The organism is Mycobacterium decipiens, from assembly GCF_963853665.1.
GTDB classification, from domain to species: Bacteria; Actinomycetota; Actinomycetes; order Mycobacteriales; family Mycobacteriaceae; genus Mycobacterium; species Mycobacterium decipiens.
Genome location: NZ_OY970459.1, coordinates 4,129,190 through 4,151,084 on the forward strand (window position 1 = coordinate 4,129,190; position 21,895 = coordinate 4,151,084).

Annotated in this window: 20 protein-coding genes and 1 tRNA gene; 12 read left to right on the forward strand and 9 right to left on the reverse strand. The window is 65.3% G+C overall.

Features of this window, described 5'->3' with window-relative positions; genetic code table 11:
• Positions 1 to 66: 66 nt before the first annotated feature.
• From AADZ55_RS18225 to AADZ55_RS18235, 3 genes are all read right to left on the reverse strand, one after another.
• A complete protein-coding gene (locus AADZ55_RS18225; protein ID WP_085327390.1) occupies positions 67 to 1,125 on the reverse strand; it encodes a dihydrodipicolinate reductase in 1,059 nt (352 codons plus the stop codon).
• A 99-nt stretch (positions 1,126 to 1,224) separates the two neighbouring features.
• Positions 1,225 to 2,856 (reverse strand): long-chain fatty acid--CoA ligase, encoded by a 1,632-nt coding sequence (locus AADZ55_RS18230; protein ID WP_085327391.1) that lies wholly within the window; start codon positions 2,854 to 2,856, stop codon positions 1,225 to 1,227.
• A gap of 114 nt (positions 2,857 to 2,970) precedes the next feature.
• Entirely contained in the window at positions 2,971 to 4,125 is a 1,155-nt protein-coding gene (locus tag AADZ55_RS18235; protein ID WP_085327392.1) for a YncE family protein, read from the reverse strand.
• 534 nt (positions 4,126 to 4,659) lie between these two features.
• On the opposite strand from AADZ55_RS18235, the gene AADZ55_RS18240 reads away from it, so the two are divergent.
• A complete protein-coding gene (locus AADZ55_RS18240) occupies positions 4,660 to 4,860 on the forward strand; it encodes a hypothetical protein (protein WP_133056462.1) in 201 nt (66 codons plus the stop codon).
• 20 nt (positions 4,861 to 4,880) lie between these two features.
• Here AADZ55_RS18240 and AADZ55_RS18245 read toward each other — a convergent pair whose 3' ends face one another.
• Positions 4,881 to 5,645, reverse strand: coding sequence for a DUF427 domain-containing protein (locus AADZ55_RS18245; RefSeq protein ID WP_085327393.1), 765 nt, complete (start codon positions 5,643 to 5,645; stop codon positions 4,881 to 4,883).
• A 99-nt stretch (positions 5,646 to 5,744) separates the two neighbouring features.
• Positions 5,745 to 6,527, reverse strand: coding sequence for a hypothetical protein (locus AADZ55_RS18250; RefSeq protein WP_085327394.1), 783 nt, complete (start codon positions 6,525 to 6,527; stop codon positions 5,745 to 5,747).
• Positions 6,528 to 6,658: 131 nt separating this feature from the next.
• Between AADZ55_RS18250 and AADZ55_RS18255 the strand changes: the two genes are divergently transcribed.
• The 9 genes from AADZ55_RS18255 to AADZ55_RS23610 all read left to right on the forward strand — a co-directional run bounded on the left by AADZ55_RS18255 (position 6,659) and on the right by AADZ55_RS23610 (position 16,165).
• Positions 6,659 to 9,106, forward strand: coding sequence for a GcvT family protein (locus AADZ55_RS18255; protein WP_085327395.1), 2,448 nt, complete (start codon positions 6,659 to 6,661; stop codon positions 9,104 to 9,106).
• A gap of 6 nt (positions 9,107 to 9,112) precedes the next feature.
• On the forward strand, positions 9,113 to 10,261 hold the full coding sequence (solA, locus tag AADZ55_RS18260; RefSeq protein WP_085327396.1) for an N-methyl-L-tryptophan oxidase: 1,149 nt from the start codon (positions 9,113 to 9,115) through the stop codon (positions 10,259 to 10,261).
• Entirely contained in the window at positions 10,258 to 11,406 is a 1,149-nt protein-coding gene (locus AADZ55_RS18265; protein ID WP_085327397.1) for an aromatic ring-hydroxylating oxygenase subunit alpha, read from the forward strand. The genes solA and AADZ55_RS18265 overlap by 4 nt, the downstream gene beginning before the upstream one ends.
• 38 nt (positions 11,407 to 11,444) lie before the next feature.
• The gene (locus tag AADZ55_RS18270; RefSeq protein ID WP_165759462.1) at positions 11,445 to 12,254 is read left to right on the forward strand and encodes an IclR family transcriptional regulator; all 810 of its coding nucleotides are present in this window, start codon (positions 11,445 to 11,447) and stop codon (positions 12,252 to 12,254) included.
• A 3-nt stretch (positions 12,255 to 12,257) separates the two neighbouring features.
• Positions 12,258 to 13,772 carry an FAD-dependent monooxygenase gene (locus AADZ55_RS18275; protein WP_085327398.1) on the forward strand — a complete coding sequence of 505 codons (1,515 nt, stop codon included), beginning with the start codon at positions 12,258 to 12,260 and terminating at the stop codon, positions 13,770 to 13,772.
• A 265-nt stretch (positions 13,773 to 14,037) separates the two neighbouring features.
• On the forward strand, positions 14,038 to 14,334 hold the full coding sequence (locus AADZ55_RS18280) for a hypothetical protein (RefSeq protein ID WP_085327399.1): 297 nt from the start codon (positions 14,038 to 14,040) through the stop codon (positions 14,332 to 14,334).
• A gap of 2 nt (positions 14,335 to 14,336) precedes the next feature.
• The gene (locus AADZ55_RS18285) at positions 14,337 to 15,251 is read left to right on the forward strand and encodes a hypothetical protein (RefSeq protein WP_085327400.1); all 915 of its coding nucleotides are present in this window, start codon (positions 14,337 to 14,339) and stop codon (positions 15,249 to 15,251) included.
• A gap of 148 nt (positions 15,252 to 15,399) precedes the next feature.
• The gene (locus AADZ55_RS18290) at positions 15,400 to 15,555 is read left to right on the forward strand and encodes a hypothetical protein (RefSeq protein ID WP_165759463.1); all 156 of its coding nucleotides are present in this window, start codon (positions 15,400 to 15,402) and stop codon (positions 15,553 to 15,555) included.
• A gap of 331 nt (positions 15,556 to 15,886) precedes the next feature.
• Positions 15,887 to 16,165: a hypothetical protein gene (locus AADZ55_RS23610; protein WP_423202326.1), complete on the forward strand. Its 279-nt coding sequence runs from the start codon at positions 15,887 to 15,889 to the stop codon at positions 16,163 to 16,165.
• Positions 16,166 to 16,194: 29 nt separating this feature from the next.
• Here AADZ55_RS23610 and AADZ55_RS18295 read toward each other — a convergent pair whose 3' ends face one another.
• Positions 16,195 to 17,031: an alpha/beta fold hydrolase gene (locus tag AADZ55_RS18295; protein ID WP_085327401.1), complete on the reverse strand. Its 837-nt coding sequence runs from the start codon at positions 17,029 to 17,031 to the stop codon at positions 16,195 to 16,197.
• Between the two features lie 36 nt (positions 17,032 to 17,067).
• Positions 17,068 to 17,991: a LysR family transcriptional regulator gene (locus AADZ55_RS18300; protein WP_165759464.1), complete on the reverse strand. Its 924-nt coding sequence runs from the start codon at positions 17,989 to 17,991 to the stop codon at positions 17,068 to 17,070.
• Between the two features lie 84 nt (positions 17,992 to 18,075).
• Here AADZ55_RS18300 and AADZ55_RS18305 point away from each other — a divergent pair, with 84 nt between their 5' ends.
• Together AADZ55_RS18305 and AADZ55_RS18310 are read left to right on the forward strand one after the other, a co-directional pair.
• Positions 18,076 to 18,975 (forward strand): isocitrate lyase/PEP mutase family protein, encoded by a 900-nt coding sequence (locus AADZ55_RS18305; protein ID WP_085327403.1) that lies wholly within the window; start codon positions 18,076 to 18,078, stop codon positions 18,973 to 18,975.
• A gap of 374 nt (positions 18,976 to 19,349) precedes the next feature.
• Complete coding sequence (locus tag AADZ55_RS18310) at positions 19,350 to 21,341, forward strand: PE domain-containing protein (RefSeq protein WP_341286225.1); 1,992 nt, start codon at positions 19,350 to 19,352, stop codon at positions 21,339 to 21,341.
• A gap of 64 nt (positions 21,342 to 21,405) precedes the next feature.
• On the opposite strand, the gene AADZ55_RS18315 is transcribed toward AADZ55_RS18310, so the two are convergent.
• A complete protein-coding gene (locus tag AADZ55_RS18315; protein ID WP_133056424.1) occupies positions 21,406 to 21,615 on the reverse strand; it encodes a hypothetical protein in 210 nt (69 codons plus the stop codon).
• Positions 21,616 to 21,664: 49 nt separating this feature from the next.
• Positions 21,665 to 21,738 (reverse strand) — tRNA-Leu (locus tag AADZ55_RS18320).
• Positions 21,739 to 21,895: the final 157 nt, after the last annotated feature.

Consider the following 21,895-nt stretch of genomic DNA (forward strand, 5'->3'; position numbering starts at 1 on the left):
CACCATCGGCACCCAGACAGCAAGAATGCCGGTCCCGGCCCAATGGCACCACCCAATAGCGGCGCGTCAGCGGGCCAGTCCGGTAGCGGCCCGGCCGGTGATGAGCGGCAGATCGAAGAAGCTCTGAATCCCCGCCGGGGCAGCGCAGGTAGCGGGGATCGCATTTACGCAATGCGCCGCGGTCGCGACAATCCCGGGGTTGCTGACCAGACCGGCCTGCACGCTGTCCGGCTGCCAACCCTTGACCGTCACAAAGGTATCTGGGTTTCCGCGCACCTCGATCTCGTAGCGTTCTCCGGCTGGCCCGAAAGACCAAGGCGGATCGAGGTTTTCCGATCCCATCAGCCAGTTCACGGTGATCTGGACGACCACTGTGTCCTCGACCAGTGCCTCCCAGTGGAAACGGCGTCCGGCGACCTGTCCGGGCTCGATCATCCCGATCGGCGATTCGATCGGGGCCGTCGCAACGGCCACCTCCTGCGAGGTACGGATCTGGGGGTCGGCCGCGAAACCCAGCCGATCGACACACAGCTGCACCGATTGGATGAAGCCTCCGTCGAGAAGTTTCTGCATCGGCCCGGTCAACGCGCTATCCGGTGTGCCACCGAAACCCATCACATAACGCAGCACATCAGGAGCCCCGTAGGTGCGCAAGTCCGAAAACTCCTCGGAGCGAACAAAAGTCACGCCGGTGGACATCACCGACAGCAGCAACGGGAACAGCTCGGTGGCAGCACCTGGCCCGATGCCGGCACCGTGCAGCGTCGCATTTCCTGCCTGCGCAGCGACCTCTAGTGGGGCAGCCTCTTTTTCACTCGGGTAGAACCAGCCGAGCGGGGTGACCACGTTCTTGCCCGAACGCAACAACGCGGCGACTTCGTCGACGCTGGGCAGCAACGGCGCGTAGATCACCGCGTCGGCGTCGAGCGCTAGCACTTCGTCGATGTTGTTGGTTGCGGTCACGCCGAGTGCTGACGCACCGATGATTTCCCCCACGTCTTTGCCGCTCTTGGCTTCGGAATGCACCCAGCAGCCGACGAGTTCGAGTTCGGGATGCTCTAGCACGCCTTTGATCGCGGCTACGCCGACCGATCCGGTTGCCCATTGCACGACCCGCAAGCTCATGGTCCCCTTTCTACCCCCCGAGTTTCTACGCGGCGAGCAGACACAGACTCGCACGTTTCGGCCCGAAACGATGCGACTCTGTGTCTGCTCGCGCCCTTGTCAGTCGCGCACCTCGGTGATCTGGTAGGCACCCTCTGCGTAGCGGGACCGGATGGTCTTCTTGTCGTACTTGCCCACGCTGGTGCGTGGAATCTCGTCGGCAAATGCCCACCGCTCGGGTAACCACCACCGAACAACCTTGTCCGCCAAAAACCTTCGCAGGTCACCGGCGCTGACGGTGGCGTCTTCCCGAACGACGACGACGGCCAGCGGCCGTTCCTGCCAGCGGTCGTCGGCGACGCCGACGACCGCGGCCTCGAGCACGTCCGGGTGCGCGATCAGGCAGTTCTCGAGTTCCACGGAAGAGATCCATTCCCCGCCGGACTTGATAACGTCTTTTGCGCGGTCGGTCAGGGTGATGAAGCCTTGCCCGTCAATGCGGCCGACGTCACCGGTGCGCAACCAACCGGAGTCGAACTTGGACTCATCGCGTCCCCGGTAGTAGGAGCCGGCAATCCAGGGCCCACGAACCTCCACCTCGCCAATGGCGGTGCCGTCGTTGGGCAGCACCTGGCCGTCGTCGTCGACGATCCGGGTTTCCACACCGCATACCGGCTGGCCCTGGGTAATCCGGAAGGCCCAATGCCGGTCGGATGGGGTTCCCGGCGGCGGCCAGGCCATGGTGGCCAGCGGTGATGTTTCCGTCATGCCCCACAACTGCCGGATCTGCACGTTGTGCTTGTCTTCGAAAGTGCGCATCAGCGATTCCGGCACCGCCGAGCCACCACAGACGACAAGCCGCAGCGATGACATGTCGTGGTCGGGGTCCTTCTCCAGGTAATGCATTACGTCGTTCCAGATGGTCGGCACCGCGCCGGCCAGCGTCGGCTTCAGGTTCTCCACCATGTGGATCAGCGAGCGGGCGTCCAGATGCCGATCGGGTAGCACCAGGTCGGCACCCGCCATCAACGCCGCATACGGCAGGCCCCACCCGTTGGCATGAAACATCGGCACGATCGGCAGCACCTTGTCGCTGGATCCCGCTCCGATGCCGTTGCTGGTGCAGGCCGCCATCGAGTGCAGAAAGCTCGAGCGGTGGCTGTAGACAACACCTTTGGGATTGCCGGTGGTGCCGCTGGTATAGCACATTGCGGCCGCGGAGTTCTCATCGAGCTGCGGCCAGTCGAATTCGGCCGGCTCGCCGTCGATCACCTCGTCGAAGCGCAGCACCGTCTTGCCCGATTCCTGCAGCGGCCTCGTGTCGCCCTCCCCCACCGCGATCACGGTGTGCACGGTGTCGAGTTTGGGCAGCACCGGCGCGAGCTGCCTGGCCAGTGACACGTCGACCAGAACGACCCGGTCCTCGGCCTCGTTGGCGACATAGGCGATCTGCTCGGGAGAGAGCCGGATATTCAGGGTGTGCAGAACCGCGCCCATCGACGGAACCGCAAGGTAGGTAGCCAGGTGTTCGGCGTTGTTCCACATGAACGTGGCGACCCGCTGGTCCCCGGTAACGCCGAGGCGGCGCAACGCATTTGCCAGCTGGGAGGCTTGCTGACCCACCTCGCGATAGCTGCTGTGCCGATAGCCATCACCCGTCGCGGTGGTGACCTGACGTAACCCGTGCACACCGCAGCCGTGCCGCATGATCGCGGTGATCGTCAACGGATATTCCTGCATCGTGCTGTACATCGACGTACCGCCTTACGGGTCTCGGCGCAGCACCGCCTCATGTCCGCCTCGGGCGAATGCTATCGCCGCGCGAAGTCATGAGAAACGGGTCCCCCAGAAAGACGACCCGACCGGTTAGGCCGAAGCCGGTTCGTACTGCAGCAGCTCAGGCAGGAAGCGCTCGATAGACGTTTGGCCCGGTAGCCTCGGCTGCTCGATGTCGGACACCTCGGTCGAACGCACCGGTGTCATGGTGACCGTGCCGGAGTAGTCGGCGATGTATAGGTGTTTTCCGTTCGGGCTCTCGACCACGCATGACGGCCGGTTGGTCCGGATGGTGCCGATGACGTCGCGCGTGCGGGTGCACAGCACGGTGACACGATCCTCGCTGACCAGGTAGGCGCGAGCTCCGTCGTTGCTGATGGTCACCCGGGTGACCAGCCCACCGATCTCTCCGATACTGCGCGAGCTGGTGATCTTGTTGGTGCGGGTGTCGATGACGTCGACCACTGCACCGAAGTCGGAGCCGCAGCTGGCGACGTACGCGACGGCGCCGTCGGGGCTGACCGCGACGTCGCGTACGGATGCCCCGATCTCGATGGTGTCCACCACGCGCAGAGCCGTCGGCGCCTGTTTGGCCCGGGATTTGGAGGTCTTCCGGCGCCAGCGCGAGAGGCCCCCGGTGCGCACCGCATCGTCGGCGTGCGCGCGGGTCGCGATCACGACGAGCCGGCCGCCGGATGGCCGGTTGGTACCGACATACAACCGACTTCCGTCGGGACTGACGCGCACGCATTCCGTGACGGTGCCTGGCTCCATGGCAAGGTCAGCGACATCGATCAGCTCGACCGTCGTTGTGTCCAGCGCCGCGACGTCGGCACCGCCAACGCCGTTTCGGCTCACGTATAGGTACTTTCCGTCCGGGCTGACGGCCAGGTCGCTCACACTGAGCGCCAGCGGATGGGTGGCGATTACGGCGTTGGTGGGCACGTCGATCACGGCGATCGCGTCATAGGCGGATGACACGGTGCTGACGTATGCGCGGTTGGCTTCAGCATTGCCCATGGTCACCGCGAACGGTTCATTGACACCGGTGACCGTCTGGGTGACCCGGCAGGTGTCGGTGTCAATGATCGAGACAGTGTCGCTGCCGTAGTTCGTCACCAACAGGAGGTTGCCGTCGGGGCTGATGTCGATGCCGCTGATCGGACCGTTCTGCACGGCAATCCTGACCACCGCCGATGTGGTGCCGAACTGCAAAACCCGGACAAGTTCGTTCACTTCCGTCATCAGCGCCGCTCCTCCTCATCCCTTCGGTCTGCTTCGTCGCGGGTCATGTCGGCACCGCCTGCCCGGGATTAACCGCATTCCAGCACCAAAAGACGCTGATTCGCACTGGGCTGAAATGCAGTCTAGCGGTCACATTCTGACCCAAAAGATCTCGAATTGAACGCTGTTACCCACGTCACGGGACAGACTTATGTTTCACTCAGAATGTGATTATCAAGCGTTACGTCGCCGGTTCTGTGGCAAATCAGAGAAAGCAATTGTCCCTGCGTTTTATTGACAGTCGCTAACACTTGATGCATATCTTGCACGGCCGACAAATAAGAAGTTCTCATAATCGCAGACAAAAGGAGGGGAATATCACATTGCGGGCGAGTACTCGTGCCCCGGGTCATTTCGCCAAGTCCGCCGCGATGGCGCCAAACGGATCGGCAGGCAATTCACCCCCGCAGGCTAAGGTCGCATGTTGTTGAAACGTTTGCGTTCGATGTTGCCCAAGTAGGTCGGCCAGCCGAAGCCAGCCGCGCTGTGGGCGCCATGCCATCACCGGAAGCCGACCCCCCACCCGACCACCGCGCCGAGCGCACCGCCATGATGCCCAAACGCCACCGCAGCCGCACCCAAGACCGCGCCCACCGCAGCACCACCGAACGCCGTCAACACCACCACGCCCCGCACCGCGAGCCCAGCACCGGACCCACCCCACCCCACACCGACGACGACCCACCGCCGTTCTGACCTCGGATTCTTCGGGAAATCTAGCTGAATTGGGTCTGCGGCCGGGACAGGGCGGCACCCTCGATGATCATGTCGACCTTCTCGTTGTAAAACGCCACCAGGCCGGCGATCGGGGCGACGGCGGGCAGTGGATAGTGATACGTCCAGGCGAGGTCGCGATGTACGGCGTCGCCCACGCGCACCGACCAGTAGCCCGACGTCGTTCCTTTGTACGGGCACCATGTCTGCGTCGAGGTGGGCTCCAGATGCTCGAAAGCGATGTCGGCCGGATCGATGTAATACCTTGTGGGTAGCCCGGTTTCGAATAGCAGAACCGGTGATCGGGTGTCGGCGAGCAGGGTGCCGTCGAGCTCGACACGGACGTGTCGGTGTGAGCGCAACGCGTCGGCCCGCGAATAGGGATTGCGCGGATGGACGTAGATCTGCTCGTCCTCCTCGAACCACCGCAGCGGATCCCAGTTGAAACGCACGGTGCCCGCGACAGGGCTGTCGCCGTCGACGTCGAATACCCGCGCCGCCGATCGGTGGATCTGACCCGCGCCTATCAAGGAGTGCAGCCGCGACGGGCCCAACTGGACCCGTTGCGGGTGATTCTCGTCGCGCAGAAACTCCCGGCGGACATCCGCCAGCGGGATGTAGTACTGCGGGTAATAGGGCACCTCCCAGACATAGCGCGCCGCGGTGGTGTCGAAGACGAGCACATGTCCGAGATAGCCGCGCACTCGCCGCGGTGCGGGCTCGATCCTGCCCCGGGTGGCAGCCATCTGGGGGTAGTCCACGCTCATCGCGTTGCTCCTTGTCCGGCCACGGCAACAGGCGGGGCGCAGGTGGCCCGACGGGAGACGCCCCGCTCGAACCAACGTATCGCCACCTCCGGCTTCCGGTCAGTGCCGCCGGTCGCGCACCTTGTAGGTCGAGGGCCACGACTTCCGCGACTCGTCGCCCGTCAGTGGAGTGCCCATTCCGCCGACCTTCACGTTGTAGGCCTCCTTGCCCGGGCCGACCTCACGATTGGCGTGTTCCTGGGCGAGGTAATACAGCTCGTCGATCGTGGCCTCGTCGTAGGCGACGAACGAGGTTCTGCGGACGACGTCGTCGATCCCGGCAAGCATCACCTCGGGCAGGAAACGCGAAACCAGGACCGCCACGCCGAACAGTGCAAACGGAATGACCCAATAACAGAGGAAACACAGCGGGGCTTTCGTGTCGAGAATCGTTGCGTTGGCCGCCACCATCGGCGGGATCGCCGATGACACCGTCATACCGGCAAACACCGCGACCCAGATCCAGGTCAGCACCCTGGCGATCCGGTCGAACAGCTCGGTCTTCACCACGTCGGCAGCCTGTTCTGCCGCCGCGAACTTGCGCACGAACGGCTTGCCGATCGCCACGCTGACCAGCATCACCAGGAATATCGCAGCGATGCTAAGCGGCTGCAGCCACCGCTGCCGAAACGACTCGCTGGACGCAAATGCCAGCACTGTCAGCACCAAAAACGTTGCAACGGAGCCGATTTCAAGCACCGGACCAGGGTTGCCGGTGCCCCGCACGAAGACAGACATGGCGACGGCAATCGCTAGCGCGACCAACGCGGCGACGGTGACAGGCACGTTGCCGACAAGCAGCCAATAGACGATCCACGGCGCAAGGCCAAAGAGCATGCCCACGATGGGTCAGTGTATGGCGGAGCGGGCCCAGTCGGACTCGACGTGTCCGCTTGACACCGGCCTCGGCGCGCCTCACTATGTTGCGTATTACGGAACATGTTTTGTAATACGAAACATTGAGGTGGGCGGCTATGGGACCGAAGGTCGTCATCGTGGGCGCCGGCATCGTCGGCACCTCGCTGGCCGATGAACTCACCGAACGGGGCTGCACCGATGTCACCCTGGTGGATCGCGGCCCGTTGTTCGTCACCGGCGGGTCCACGTCGCACGCTCCTGGCCTGGTGTTTACGACGAATCAGTCGAAAACGATGAGCGCGTTCGCGCGCTACACCGTGGAAAAGCTCTCCACGTTGGAGCATCCCGACGGACGGGTCTTCAACCGCGTCGGCGGACTCGAGGTCGCCAGCACCACCGAACGCTGGGCGGACCTGCATCGCAAGGCGGGTTGGGCGCAGGCCTGGGGAATACCGGCGCGGCTGCTGGGCCCGGCGGAGTGCCTCGAACTGCACCCGCTGCTGGATCGCCACGCCATCCTGGGTGGCTTTTACACCCCGACGGACGGGCTCGCCTCGGCCGTGCGCGCGGCAGCAGCCCAGGCGCAGCGCGCGGTGGCGCGGGGAGCGATCTTGCTACCCGAGACCGAAGTGCTCGACGTGGTGGACCGCGGTGGCCGGGTCGGCGGCGTTCGTACCAGCCGCGGCGTGATCGCCGCCGACATCGTGGTGTGCGCGGCCGGATTCTGGGGGGCGCAGCTGGCCAACCGGGTCGGGTTGGTCCTGCCGCTGGTGCCGATGGCACACCAGTACGCCCGGACCGGACAGGTCGCACCGCTGGTGGGCCGCAACACCGAACGCGACGACGCGAGCCTGCCGATCCTGCGGCACCAGGACGCCGATCTGTACTTCCGCGAGCATGTCGACCGGTTGGGTATCGGATACTACGGACACCAGCCGATGCCCGTCGACCTGTCCACATTGCTCGCCGACACCGCCGACGAGCCGATGCCGTCGATGCTTCCGTTCACCGAGCAGGATTTCGAGCCGGCCTGGCGCGAATCCGTACGGCTGCTGCCAGCACTGGGGGACAGCAAGGTCGAGGAGGGTTTCAACGGCATCTTCTCGTTTACTCCCGACGGCTTCGCACTGCTCGGCGAACACGCGCAGCTGCGCGGGTTCTGGGTCGCCGAAGCGGTCTGGGTGACCCATTCGGCCGGGGTGGCCAAGGCCGTCGCGGAGTGGATCGTCGACGGCACCCCATCGGTTGACGTCCATGAATGCGACCTCTACCGGTTCGAGAAGTTCGCGCGCAGCCCACGGTTCATCGACCAGACCTGCGCGCAGGCCTTCGTGGAGGTCTACGACATCATTCACCCCTACCAGTACCGCAGCGCGCTGCGCGGCTTGCGCACCAGCCCGTTTCACCACCGCCAGCTCGAGCTGGGCGCCTACTTCTACGAGGGCGGCGGTTGGGAACGACCCGCGTGGTTCGAGGCCAACGCCGGATTGGTTGGCCGGCTCGCCGCCCAGGGTGTGGCATTTCCCGAACGCGACGCCTGGACCGCGCGGTACTGGTCGCCCGTCGCGATTGCCGAGGCGCGGTGGACCCGCGAGCAGGTCGCGCTGTACGACATGACACCGCTGACCCGCTACGAGATCAGCGGTGCCGGTGCCGCCGACTTCCTGCAGCGGCTCACCACCAACGACGTCGACAAGGGCGTGGGATCGGTCACCTACACCCTGATGCTCGATCAGACCGGCGGCATCCGAAGCGATCTCACCGTCGCCAGGCTCGATGAGACCCGATTCCAGGTCGGCGCGAACGGTCCGCAGGACTTCGACTGGCTGACCCGTCATCTGCCGGCGAACGGCAGCGTCACGCTGCGTGACATCACCGGCGGCAGCTGCTGCATCGGGCTGTGGGGGCCCGCCGCGCGTGATCTCGTGCAGCCGTTGTGCCGAGACAACTTGTCGCATACCGCCTTTCCGTACTTCCGCTTGCTGCGGACCTATCTGGACGCCATCCCGGTCACGATGCTGCGGGTATCCTATGTCGGCGAGCTGGGTTGGGAGATCTACACCGAGGCAAGCTACGGCGCAGCGCTGTGGGATCTGCTGTGGGCCGCGGGCAGGGACCACGAGGCCATCGCCGCCGGGCGTATCGCATTCAACAGCCTGCGCATGGAAAAGGGCTATCGCGCCTGGGGTATCGACATGACCGCCGAGGATCGCCCGATTGAAGCCGGTCTCGACTTTGCGGTGCGGATGTCCAAAGGCGATTTCATCGGCAAGGCCGCCCTGCGGGATGCGACACCGCGAAAGATCCTGCAATCCGTGGTCTTCGACGACCCCACTGCCGTCGCACTCGGCAAGGAACCGGTGCTCGCCGGGGACGCCTGCATCGGCTTCGTTACCAGCGCTGGATACTCGCCTACCCTCGGCCGCACCATCGCCTACGCGTGGCTGCCGGCCGATTCGTCCATCGGTGACACCGTCACCGTCGATCACCGCGGCCAACGTCATACCGCGACCGTCCACCGGCAAACAGTGGTCGACCCCGAGCTGGCCCGGATCCGGAGGTAGATCGACATGACCGGCAGCACAACGGGTTACGACGTCATCGTGGTTGGACTGGGCGGTATGGGCAGTGCGGCCGCCTACCATCTGGCCGCCCGGGGACACCGAGTGCTCGGCCTGGAGCGCCACCAGCCGGCCCACGACAAGGGATCCAGCCACGGCGGATCGCGGATCATCCGGCAGTCCTATTTCGAGGACCCCGGCTATGTGCCGCTGCTGCTGCGGGCCTACGAGCTGTGGGAGAAGCTGGCCGTCGACGCCCAGCGCGACGTCTACCGGATCACCGGGGGCTTGTTCATCGGGCCACCGGACTGCCTGACCGTATCCGGCAGCCTGCGCGCCAGCCGCCAGTGGGGTCTGCCCCACGAGGTGCTCGACGCCCCCGAGATCACCGCCCGGTTCCCGAACTTCACTCCGCACCCGGCCGATATTGCGCTCTACGAAGCCAAGGCCGGGTTCGCGCGCCCGGAGCTGACAGTGCGCGCGCATCTGGATCTCGCCGAAAGGCAAGGCGCCACACTGCAATTCGGCGAGCCAGTGCTGGACTGGCGCCAGACCTCGTCCGGCGTTCGGGTGAGAACCGGCCGGGGCTCTTACACCGCCGCACGGTTGGTGATCTGCCCCGGCGCCTGGGCGCCGCAGCTGTTGGGTCAGTTGGGCGTTCCGATCGCGGTGGAACGTCAGGTGATGTACTGGCTGGACCCGGTCGGCGGTGCGCAAGGGTTCGCAGACCACCCGATCTTTATCGCCGAGAAGTCGTCTGGTGCACAGATATACGGCTTTCCGGCGATCGACGGATCACGCGGTGGTGTGAAAGTCGCCTTCTTCCGCAACGGGATCGCCTGCACACCGGACACCATCGACCGGCTGGTGCACGCGCGGGAGATCAGCGAGATGACGGCACGGGTCGCCGAGTTGCTGCCGGCGCTCTCGGGCACCTGCCTGCACGCGGTGACCTGCATGTACTCCAACACACCCGACCAGCACTTCGTGATCGCGCGTCACCCGGGATGCACGGAAGTCACTGTGGCGTGCGGGTTTTCCGGACACGGCTTCAAATTCGTTCCCGTGGTCGGTGAGATCCTTGCCGACCTGGCCATCGAAGGCAGCACCGCTCTCCCCATTTCGTTGTTCGACCCGCAGAGGTTGGTGACCGTATGACCGCCATCGAGCAACGGCCGGCGCTGCTGCCGACCCTGGGCGGCGCCTACTACACCAGCGCCGCCGTCTTCGCCGCCGAGCAACAACAGGTGTTCGAGAGCATGTGGTTTTGCGTCGTCCGCGCCGGCGACCTGCCCGAGCCGGGGCATTTCAAGACGGTGCAGGTGGGACGGGAAAGCGTGCTGCTGGTGCGCGGCCGGGATCGGGTCTTGCGGGCCTTCCTCAACGTCTGCCGGCACCGTGGCGCGCTGCTGTGTACCGAATCCGAGGGCCAGGTACGCCGCAACTTGCGCTGCCCGTACCACTCGTGGACCTACGGTTTGGACGGCGCGTTGATCGCCGCCCCCAACATCGGCTCGTTCACCGAGTCCGACGGTGCGGGCGCCGACCGCTACCGCTATGGCTTGATCGAGGTGGCGCTGCGGGAGTGGCTGGGCTACGCCTGGGTCTGCCTGGCCGACGACCCGCCGTCGTTCGAGGATGAGGTCGTCGGCGCGGTCACCCACCGCCTCGGGGACCCGCGCGCCATCGATAGCTACCGGATCGACACCCTGCAGGTCGGCCGCCGGATCCGCTACGACGTGGCGGCAAACTGGAAGTTGATCGTCGAGAACTTCATGGAGTGCTATCACTGCGCCACTATCCACCCCGAGTTGACCCGTTTGGTTCCGGAGTTCGCCCGGGGCCAGGCCGCCCAGCGCTCGGTGGGACGCGGCGCCGAATTCGGTTCGGGTGTAGCCGGCTTCACCGTCGACGGTCGCGCGGGTTTCGCCACTTTGCCCGGGCTCGGGCCGGAACAGGACCGCCGCTATTTCGCGATTACGGTGAAGCCGACGGTGTTCCTCAACCTGCTCCCCGACCACATCATCTGCCACCGGATGTTCCCGGTCGCCGCCGACCGCACCATCGTCGAATGTGATTGGCTCTACGCCGCTGACGTCGCGGCCGCCGGTGACCTGTCGCATTCGGTCGAAATATTCCATCGGGTCAACGAACAGGACTTCGCCGCCTGCCAGCGAACCCAACCGGCGATGTCCTCGCGTGCCTACCGCGCGGGCGGCGTTCTGGTACCCGCCGAGCATCACCTCGCCGAGTTCCACCAGTGGGTGGTCGCACGGATCGGCACGCCCGACGCACCGAGGTGAGCGCGGTGCCTCTGAGCAGCGGTATATCGTCGATCATCATGGGGACAGGCCACAACGGAGATACCCAAGCCGGCGAGCCGGACACCGTCCCCACGGTTCAATCGGTTGACCGCGCCCTGACGGTGCTCGAGCTCTTGGCGGAAATGGGCAAAGGGGGGGTCACCGAGATCGCCGATGAGCTCGGCGTGCACAAGTCGACGGCTTCCCGGCTGATCACGGCGCTGGAGTCACGCGGTTATGTCGAACAGCTCTCCGAACGCGGCAAGTACCAGCTCGGCATTGCGGTGTCGCGACTGGCCCGCTCCCGCAGCGGTCACCTGGATCTGGTCAAGCTGAGCCAGGATGCCTGCGACAAGCTGGCCGCCGATCTGGGCGAGACGGCCAACTTGGCCATCCTCGACGAGAACCGGACCGTCAACATCGTCGAGGCGGTCAGCACCGCCGAGATCGCGTTGCAGAGCTGGGTGGGCCAGAGCTGCCCGGCGCATGCCACTTCGGCCGGCAAGGTATTGCTGGCCGGCCTGGCTGCCGACGAGGTACGCGAGCGAATCGGCACCAGCCTGGACGGCTTCACCGACAACACCATCGTCACCATCGCCGCGCTGGAAGCCGAGCTTGCGGCGACCCGAAAAGCGGGCTGGGCCAGCGCATGTGAGGAACTCGAGATCGGTCTCAACGCGGTGGCCGCGCCGGTGCGCGACGGCAACGGACAGGTCGTCGCCGCACTGAGCGTATCCGGACCGGCCTACCGGTTGGAGGCCTCCGATTTCGAAGAGATCGCCAAGCGGACGATCGCGGCGGCCGACGGCGTCAGCCGCGGGCTGGGCTGGACGGACCGCGCCTCCTAGCGCATGCACCGAGAGCTGGGTGCGGAGGTGGACGTGCTGGTGGTGGGGGCGGGTCCGGCCGGTCTCGGGCTGGCGTGCGGTCTGCTGCAGCAGGGCGTGCGGGTCCGGGTCATCGACCTGGCCGCCGCGCCCGCCCGGACGTCACGGGCGAACTTCCTGCACGCTCGAGGTTCCGAGGTGCTCGACCGGCTCGGCGCACTCGGCGACCTGCCCGAGCACTCGCTGCGGGCGATGTCGATCACCACATACCTCGGCGGCAAACCGGCGCTACGGTTGCGGTTCGGGGATCCCGGCCTGCGGACATCGGCGCCACCGATGGTCATCTCCCAGGCGAAAGTCGAAGCGGCGCTGCGGGACAGGCTCACCGAGCTCGGCGGGCACGTCGAATGGGACACCCCGCTCGTCGACCTGCACCAGCACCCGGACGGCGTCGTCGCGAGGCTCGGCACCGGCCAAGAGGCGGACGCCGGCTGGCTGGTCGGCTGCGACGGCGCCGCCAGCTTGACCCGCCACCTCGCCGGCATCGGCTTTCCCGGCGTCAAGCTCACCGAGCGGTTCCTGCTGGCCGACGTGCGCCTGGACTGGGACCTGGACCGCTCGGGCACCACCGGCTGGGTTTCATCGGCGGGGCTGATCGGCGCGATGCCGATGCCCGACGGGTGGTGGCGGATCATGGCCTACGACCCCGATCGGTCCGGCGACAAACCGACCGAGCGGGAAGTCCTGGACCGGTTGCAGCGGATCCTGCCGGAGCGCACCGGCCGCGAGGTCCGGGTCGTCGAGGCCGATTGGCTGTCGATGTTCAGCGTGCACCGCCGGCTCGCCAACAGCTACCGGCGCGGACGCGTCCTGATTGCCGGTGACGCCGCCCATACGCATGCGCCGTTCGGCGGGCAGGGCATGCTGACCGGGCTCGGTGACGTCGAAAACCTCGCCTGGAAGCTCGCGTTGGTGGTCCGCGGCCAGGCCGACGGCGCGCTGCTCGACACCTACCAGGCCGAACGGCGGCCACTGGCCACCGAGGTGCTGCGCGGCACCAGCGCGGTCACCAGGGTCAACGTCGCGCGGGGACGGCTCGGCCGGTTCGTGCGGGACCGCGTCCTCACGCCGGTTTTCCGACTGCCGACCGTGCAACGCTGGGTGACCTATCGGACGTCGCAACTGTGGGTAAGTTACCGACGCGGCCCCCTTGCCCAAAGGGCCCTTCCGACAACGAAACCCCGCCCGGGTGACCGCGTGCCCGACCAGACCTGCAGCCGGCTCGACGCCGCGCCGACCCGGCTGCACGCCGAGCTTCGCGGACACTGGGTGCTGCTGCTCTGCGGCGCCGACCCGGCGCTGGTCGACACCGCGCGCGCCCACCTGGGCGACCGGGTCACCGTCCTGCGCCGATCCGACGGGGCGCAGCACGACGGCTATCTGGTCCGCCCCGACGGGCACCTGGCTTGGCGCGGCCGGGCGCCGGAAGAGCTGGACGGCTGGCTGCGCCGGGCGCTGGGCACCGGGCGGGTGCGATAGTGGTGCGGCCCATCGGCCGACTTCAGAAGTGCGGCAGGACTTTTGAGGCACAGCCAACGAGCTTGGAGAATGCGATCTCGGCTGTTGCCCACCGCGCTGAGCTCAGGATGGTCGAATACCGTCGTGGCGCAACTCGGCTGTTCACGGAAGATGTTCGGTGGCACATTGATTCATCTACACCTTCTTGCATTCAGGGCTAAGCCGTGCGAACCATCAGCGGGCCGGTGATTGGCAGCTGACGAGCAGGTCGATCTAAAATCTGCCAATGGGCTCGAGCGAACTCAAGGTGGCTTCCGAGCAGCTCCGGCAGACTGCCATCCAGTGGCAGGGGCTGAGCAGCGGATTCACCAGCACGGCATCGCCTCCCGGGCAACCGTTTCAACCCACAACCACGGCTATCGGTGCCATCGACGCGGTCATCGGGGTCGGCGCGGCAGCGTGCATGGCCCGTACCCGGGCCACAGCAGCCGGGGTCGCTACAGCCGCCACCGGGTACACCAACCAAGACGCCAGCGGAGCCAACAGACTCGCGGCCGCCGCGCCACCGACGGTGCTGGCGTAGCGATGCCACCAACCCTGTCGCAGCTGCAAGCGTGGGACATCGAGCATCTGGTCAACGCCGCCAACTACTGGACGAAAACTGCCGACGAGTGGGAAGACATCTTCACCCAGATGCGCAACCAAGCCCACTCCATCCCATGGGAAGGTGAAGGCGGTGAGGCGCTACGCACCCGGGCGAGCGGTGACCTGGCAACCGTGACAACGAATGCCAACCGGTTGCGGAAGGCCGCAAGAATTGCGCGGGCCGCGGCCAGCGATATCAGCGCAGCGCAGCGGCGGGTCATGTACGGCGTCGAAGACGCCCAAAACGACGGATTCCAAGTCGGCGAAGACCTGTCGGTGACCGACAGCCGCACCAGCGAGACAGCCGCAGAACAAGCCGCCCGTCAAGCCCAGGCACAAGCATTCGCCGGTGACATCAACCATCGCGCCGCGCAACTGCTGGGCCTAGAAACCGACGTCTCGAAACAGCTGACCGTCGCCGCTGGCGATGTCGGCACCCTCAGTTTCTCGGGACCACCCGGCCATACCGGTGTCCAGTTGGTCGACTTCACTCAAAACGGCGGCACACCCCCTAACCTGCCGCAGCCGCTGAAGGACTTCATCAACTTCCAAATCCACGGTAAGCCGCTCCCTCCAATGACCGGTCCGCCGATCACTGAGATCGAAAATCGGATCAAAGTGATCCAACAAACCCAGGAATGGCAGCAATGGCTGGCCGCACATCCCGATCAACATTTGTGCGGCACCGCTGACATCATGAAGGCATTGGGCGCAATGGCGGGCGGGGACCTTTCCCTCCTTGCAGGTGCCGTCGGCGCGCCCGAAACCTTCACGGCAAGCTTCTGGGTCGGACTCATGGGCTGGGCGGCTGGGCAGGCAACCGCTATCCACGGTCTCGCGAAGTGCGTGCCATAGGCTGATATTGGAGGGGAGCATGCAACTAGCAGTACCGACAGTTGGCGCCACATTCATACTCGTTGCCCTGATCGTGACAGTCCGCCGACTGGTCCAATCGCAACCTCGATCCAAAACCAGAACAGCGATGTGGGGCACCTTAGGACAATTGATAGCCACAGCCATATTCCTGGTGTTGGCTACCGACCACATGCACGGCGGCAACACGCTATTCCGATGGGAACTCGTCGCAATGGGACTCGCCGCGTTCAATGTTGTCCTGACATTGGTCATATCCAAATGGCGGGCTAAATCCGCCGCGTGACTGCTTCGGCGGTATCGCTGAGGTGCGCGATCTCGCCCTGAGCCAGCAGGTCGGCGTTGGCGGGGAAGGCCGCAAGGACACTCGTACCCCTGCGGACCCCCGATCGGTACACGTTGGGATAACGCTGGCTTTTGGCTGTCGCTTTGCCGTGGATGTCCCCGCAGAGGCGGCAATCCGGCTAGTGTGAGCTACGAGCATCGAGCCTTGGTGGTGGATCCTCCCGGTGTCGCGGAACCCCTGCCGTGGACGCCGTTTTTGCGCCTGCGGCTCCGCGGCCTGCCACGATGGAGACCGCGCGATCGATGACGCGAGAGAAACAAGGGGAATTCTGATGAGGTTGGCGACGCGTTGTGGTATCTCTCGCCGTTTCGCGAAGGTAGCGATAGTAGGTGCATTTATCGCCGTACCCGGCTTTGCTGTGACCGTCCGGGCGAACGCGGACCCGATTAACCCGTTCAACCCTTCGGATTGCATGGCAAACGCGGATGCCGTTTGCAACCTCGGCCCATACGGCCCTAACAGCCCGATAAACCCCGCGAGCCCGATGGATCCGATGAACCCGTTGAACCCAATGAACCCGATGAACCCCGCCAACCCGATGATTCCATGAATCACCTGCCGAACATCGTGCGACGCCAATCAGCCTTCGGTGGCTGAGAAGAACGCCGCTAGCAGGTTACCGATCTCGACTCCGCGCTCCTCCTGGCAAAAGTGCCCGACACCGCTGAGCCGGGTGATCTCGGCGCCGCCGAGGTCACGCGACGCGCGCTCCATCGTTTTGGCGACATCCGGCAGGATCCGGTCCTCGGCCCCGTAAATGATCCGCGCTGGGACGTTGAGCTGTGGGAGGCCGGCTGCGATCCGTTTCATGCCGCCAACACTGAGACCTTTGGCTGTCGCGGCCAGCGCTCTGCGAGCTGCCAAATCGTGGAACGGTTCCTGGTAGGGCTCGAGCGCCGCACCGGTCATGCGGGACTTGTCCTCGACTCCGAGTCGCATCGAAAATCGAATCCCGCGTGGGCTGGTGATCCAACTGCGGGCAAGCGGAAGGGTGCAGAGCGCGACGAACGCCTTGACGGCCCACGAGAGTTCGGGGTAGAGCAAGGTGTTGAGCAACGCCAGATGCGTGATGCGCTCGCGGTTGTGCACCGCCCAGTGCACCCCGACCGGACCGCCGAGATCATGGACCCCCAAGGCGACCTTTCCCACCCCGCGCTCCGCCAGAAAACCGTCGAGGACTTCGTCATAGAAGCGAAAGCCGTAGTGCTGATCGGGCGGCTTTGCCGAGCCACCGAACCCCGGCAGGTCGAGCGCGATCACCCGGTTCCGCTGGGCGATCGGGGGCATCACGTCCCGCCACAGCCACGACGAGGTGGGCCAGCCGTGGAGCAGGAGCACCGCAGGCCCGTTGCCAAGCTCACGGAAGGTGAGGGTAAGGCCGTCGACCTCGACGCGTTGCAGCTGCGGTGCACTCATCGCAAAGCGATCCTAGTTGCTTGCTCGCCCAAGGCCTCAGCCCCCTTGCAGCACTTTGGTTCCCGAGGTGGTGAGGAACGTTAGGAAACGGCGGGCGGCCGGAGCCAGCCGGCGTCCCTTGTGCCATACCGCTCCCACTTGCCTGCGCGCTGTGGGGTCGCGCAGGGCGATTTCGACCAGCCCTGGATAGTGGTGTGTCGCCCGGGGCAGCACGGCGACCCCCAAACCGGCCTGCACGAGCCCGCGCAGGGTCTCGTGCTCTTCGCCCTCGAGGGCCAGTTGCGGGACGAATCCGGCTTGTTGGCAAAGGGAATCGAACACGTGACGGAGGCTGTGTTGGGCGGTGAGCCCGACGAAGGTTTCGGTAGCCGCTTCCCGTAGGTCAACCGATGTTTGGGTAGCAAGGTGGTGGTCGGACGCGACGGTCAGGTAGAGCTGTTCTTCGCCCAGCACAAGCGATTCCAGCTGACTGTCGGTGGGTGGACACGGCGCGACGATCACGACATCGAGGTCACCGGCGCGCAGCTGGTCGAGCATCGCGGGCGCCCCGCCCTGTTTGAGCGTGAACGCGATGTCGGGATACGCGGACAGAAACGCGCCGAGCAGCCGCGGTACGTCGCGGGGGCCGCGGCTATGCACGAAACCCAGTGCGATGCGGCCTCGGTCGGGATCGATGACCTCCTGGAGATCTTGCCGGGCGGCGCGCAGCTGATTGAGCGCCTGTCGCGCCGCGGGCAGGAATGCGCGACCGGCTTCGGTCGCGACGATCCCGCGTCCCGAAGGCTGCACCAGCGGGGCACCAATCGCCTCGGCGAGGCGGCGCATCACGGTGCTCACCGTCGGCTGCGGCATGGCCAGACGTTCGGCGGCGCGACGGACGTGCTGCTCGTCTAGGACCGTCACGGCGATGGCCAGCTCCGGACTGATCGCCCGCAACCATTCGAGATCTTGATCAAACACATTAGAAAGTTTATTGGACTGATCAATCGGCGTGGGGAATCGTGGCGTCCGGAACAACCAACCAGACACCGAAAGACAACCGCCATGAACAACACCGGACCGAACCGGTCAGTCAAAGCGATGCTGCAGGACGGTGAGTTCATCACCGCCCCAGGCGTTTTCGATCTAGTCTCAGCCAAGATCGCCGATCGCACCACCGCGCAGGCGATCTACATGACCGGCTACGGAGTGTCGGCCTCCTACCTGGGCCAGCCCGACGCCGGCCTGGCCACCTACACCGACATGCTCGACCGCGCCGAAGCGATCGCTGCGGCCGTCGACAAGCCGCTAATCGCCGACGCCGACACTGGGTACGGCGGGCTGCTCAACGTCGCGCACACCGTACGCGGCTACGAGCGCGCCGGCGTCTCGGTGATTCAGCTTGAAGACCAGCACTTCCCCAAGAAGTGCGGCCACACCCCCAACCGCCGTGTGATCCCCACCCAGGAGATGGTCAACAAGATCAAAGTCGCCTCGGACGCACGCTTGTCCGACGAATTTCTGATCCTCGCGCGCACCGACGCCCTGGCGTCACTGGGCCTCGACGAGGCCTTGCGACGCGGCGAGGCGTACGCCGATGCCGGCGCCGACATCCTGTTCATCGAGGCGCCGCAGTCCGAAGAGCAGATGCGCAAAATCGGTGCGGCGTTTGACGTCCCCCTACTGTCCAATCAGCTGCACGGCGGCCTCACCCCGATCCTGGCGCCCGCGCAGCTACAGAAAATGGGATTCGCCGCGGCTATCTATCCCACGGCGGGGCTGTTCGCCGCAGCCCACGCCCTCACCGGCACCTATCGCGCCCTGGCGCTCGGACAGCCAGTCTCTGACCCGATGTGTGTCTTCGACGACTTCGTTGAAATGATCGGGTTTCCCAAGATCTGGGAATTCGAGAGCCGGTACGCAGACCAGCTGGCCGACCAAACGCCATTACCCGGCCACGGCTAGCCGGCCGTTGGCCTCGAGGTAGCAACGGGCGATCTCGCGCAAGCGGTCTCGTCCGAAGCTGGGGTGCCACGTTCAGAACCGTTGGAGAACCAGGGCGATTCAGTCGCCCGGACCGGCCGGTGCGCGCCTGGGAGCCCAGATACGGGTGCGCATCACGTCGATCTTGCACCCCCCTTGGAAAAGCGACGACCGTGAGCGCGGTGCCCAGCGGGGGATTCGTGTGTAGGGCGGGGCTGGGCGCGACTCGCGAGGCAACGCCCGCGTGCAGTGCCCCGCCAGCCGACTCGGCGTACTACTCGAAGGCGTGCCGGACTCGTGCAATTATGGGCATCGTCTCATCTTCCGATGGTCAGTGGCCGGGTGGGAGGACCACGATGGCGCAGCTGATAGCCGCACCGGACCTGTTGATGACCGCGACGGCAGATGTGGCGGCCATCGGCTCCTCGGTCAGGGCGGCGAACCTGGCGGTGTTGGCTCCGACTGGCACGTTGCTGGCTGCTGCTGGTGATGAAGTATCTGCGGCGATTGCCTCGCTGTTTTCCGGTCACGCCGAGGAATATCAGGCGGTCAGTGCGCAGGTGGCGGCGTTTCATGGGCGATTTGTGCAGGCGTTGAGTGCCGCCAGCGGGGCGTATGCGGCCGCGGAGGCGGCCAATGCCAACCCGCTGGGGACGCTGGCCGACGACGTTTTGGGTGTGATCAATGCGCCGACGAACTTTTTGTTGGGGCGTCCGGTGATTGGTGACGGGGCCAACGGCGTGCCCGGCACTGGGCAAGCGGGTGGGGACGGCGGGATTCTGTGGGGCAATGGCGGCACGGGCGGGTCAGGTGGGCCGGGTCAGATGGGAGGGCGCGGCGGCAATGCCGGGTTGATCGGTAATGGTGGACTCGGCGGGGCCGGCGGTATCCGAGGCGGGACCGGCGGCACCGGCGGCACGGGCGGGTGGTTGCTGGGCAATGGCGGGGTCGGCGGCACCGGGGGTGTCGGCTTAGGCAGCATCCCCGCTGGGACCGGTGGGATCGGCGGCGCCACATTGTCGTTGTTCGGCGCCCCGGGCGCGGCCGGCCCGGCCGGGACTTATTACGCAAACGTGATGCAGGCGACTCCCGAGCAGGCCGCCCTGCTGATCTTGACGACACCGGATGCGAATTTCCTGTTGATCGGCACCGACGGCACGAATCTGAGCAGAATCCTGGCCGACCCGGGTGGCACCCCGAACTTCCACGAACTGATGGCGCAAAGCGTCACCTCCGCGTCGACGATCGTCGGGCACACCACCATCTCCAACCCCTCGTGGACGACGATTCAGACCGGTGTGTCGAGCGAGACGGCCGGGGTGACCAACAACGTCTTCACCCCGTGGACGTATGACACATGGCCGACGGTGTACAACTTCCTTGAGAACACCTATGGCGACCAAGTCAACACCACGGTCATCGCTAACGGGGAGGGCACCGTTAGCGGCATCAACACCCGAATCGCCGGCGCCGGCTCGAATCCCGCCGACAACATCGAATTCGTCCCGCAGGTCGCGGGCGACACGGACTGGATAGCGACACAGAATCTGGTCGGCGAGAAGACCCAGGCCGCAATTCTGGCCGCCGATCCCAACAAAGGCAATCTCATCTTCGCGTCCTTCGCAGGTGTCGATAACGTCGGGCATCAATACGGCGGTGATTCGCCGCAGTACGCGCTGGCGCTTCGGAACATGGACTACAACCTCGGCTCCCAAACCAATGGTGGCGGCCTGATGGGAGCGATAGCAACCTGGGAGGCCAACCCCGCCAACATGGGTGAGGAATGGACCGTGCTCGTGGTCACCGACCATGGTCAAGTAGGGCCCGCCCAGCTCGGTGGTATCACTCACGGCTTCCAATCTCCCCTGGAGACAGCGACATTCCTGATTTTCGATCAGGCCGGCAATGATATGCAGGACGGGTTTATCAACAACTCGTGGCAGACCGTGAGTACGACGCCGACGATTATGGATCAATTCGGCATTGCGCCGCTGCCGTATATGCAGGGTGCGCCCCTGACGTCGCCCAGCTTTGATGGCACCTATGTTGATCCCGGCGCCAACCTGTACAGCGTGCTCAGCGCCGATTTCGCCGCACAAGGTTATCCCGATATCGCGACCAACCTGACTCTGGCATCGCGGACGATCGTGGCCACGATTCCCTACCTGGTGTACGAGCAGATAGACAGTATCGTCGATTTGGTGCCCAGTTTCTTACAGGTGCCGGTCTCATGGATCGGCGCCGGCATCTACCAGTCGGTTAATATCCCCGCACAGATCTTTATCCGGTTCACCGGCGTGACCGGCAACCAAATCATCCCGCCGGTACTCAACCCATTCCTAACCTAGCCGCTTAAGGATCGACTTCCGACAATTTGTTGGCGATGTTAAGCCCCTGGTTTGTGCCGAATCCTCAAGCGGCTAGCGGTGTTTCAATGGCGCCATCGTTGAAGATGGCTTGCGTGTCGATGCGGATTCGTTTCGTAGTCACGGTCGACGCGTATCCAGTGCGCGGGTTTGCGTCCGATGCGGGGCGTGCCCTACGTGATAGCGCCGGGTGCGGCCAGGCGATCACCGCCGCATCCAGGGCCTCCAACACCGCCCGATAACGCAGCTCAGACACACGCAGCTCCCCCAACATGCCGGGCCTTCGCAAAGCAGCAACCTGTCGGTGCCCCCAGTCGGACTCGAACCGACACTGGGCGGATTTTAAGTCCGCTGCCTCTGCCAATTGGGCTATGGGGGCTCGGCGGCGAATGTAGCGGTTGGACCCCCGATCCAGTGCACCAACCCTACCGCGACACGCGGGGTGCGCAGGGGCCGCAATCCGAGTAAGATCCGCGCGCCGCGCGCCTGTTTAAGGTGCCGATTCCGGCACCAGGTGACACCGCCATGTCAGCCCC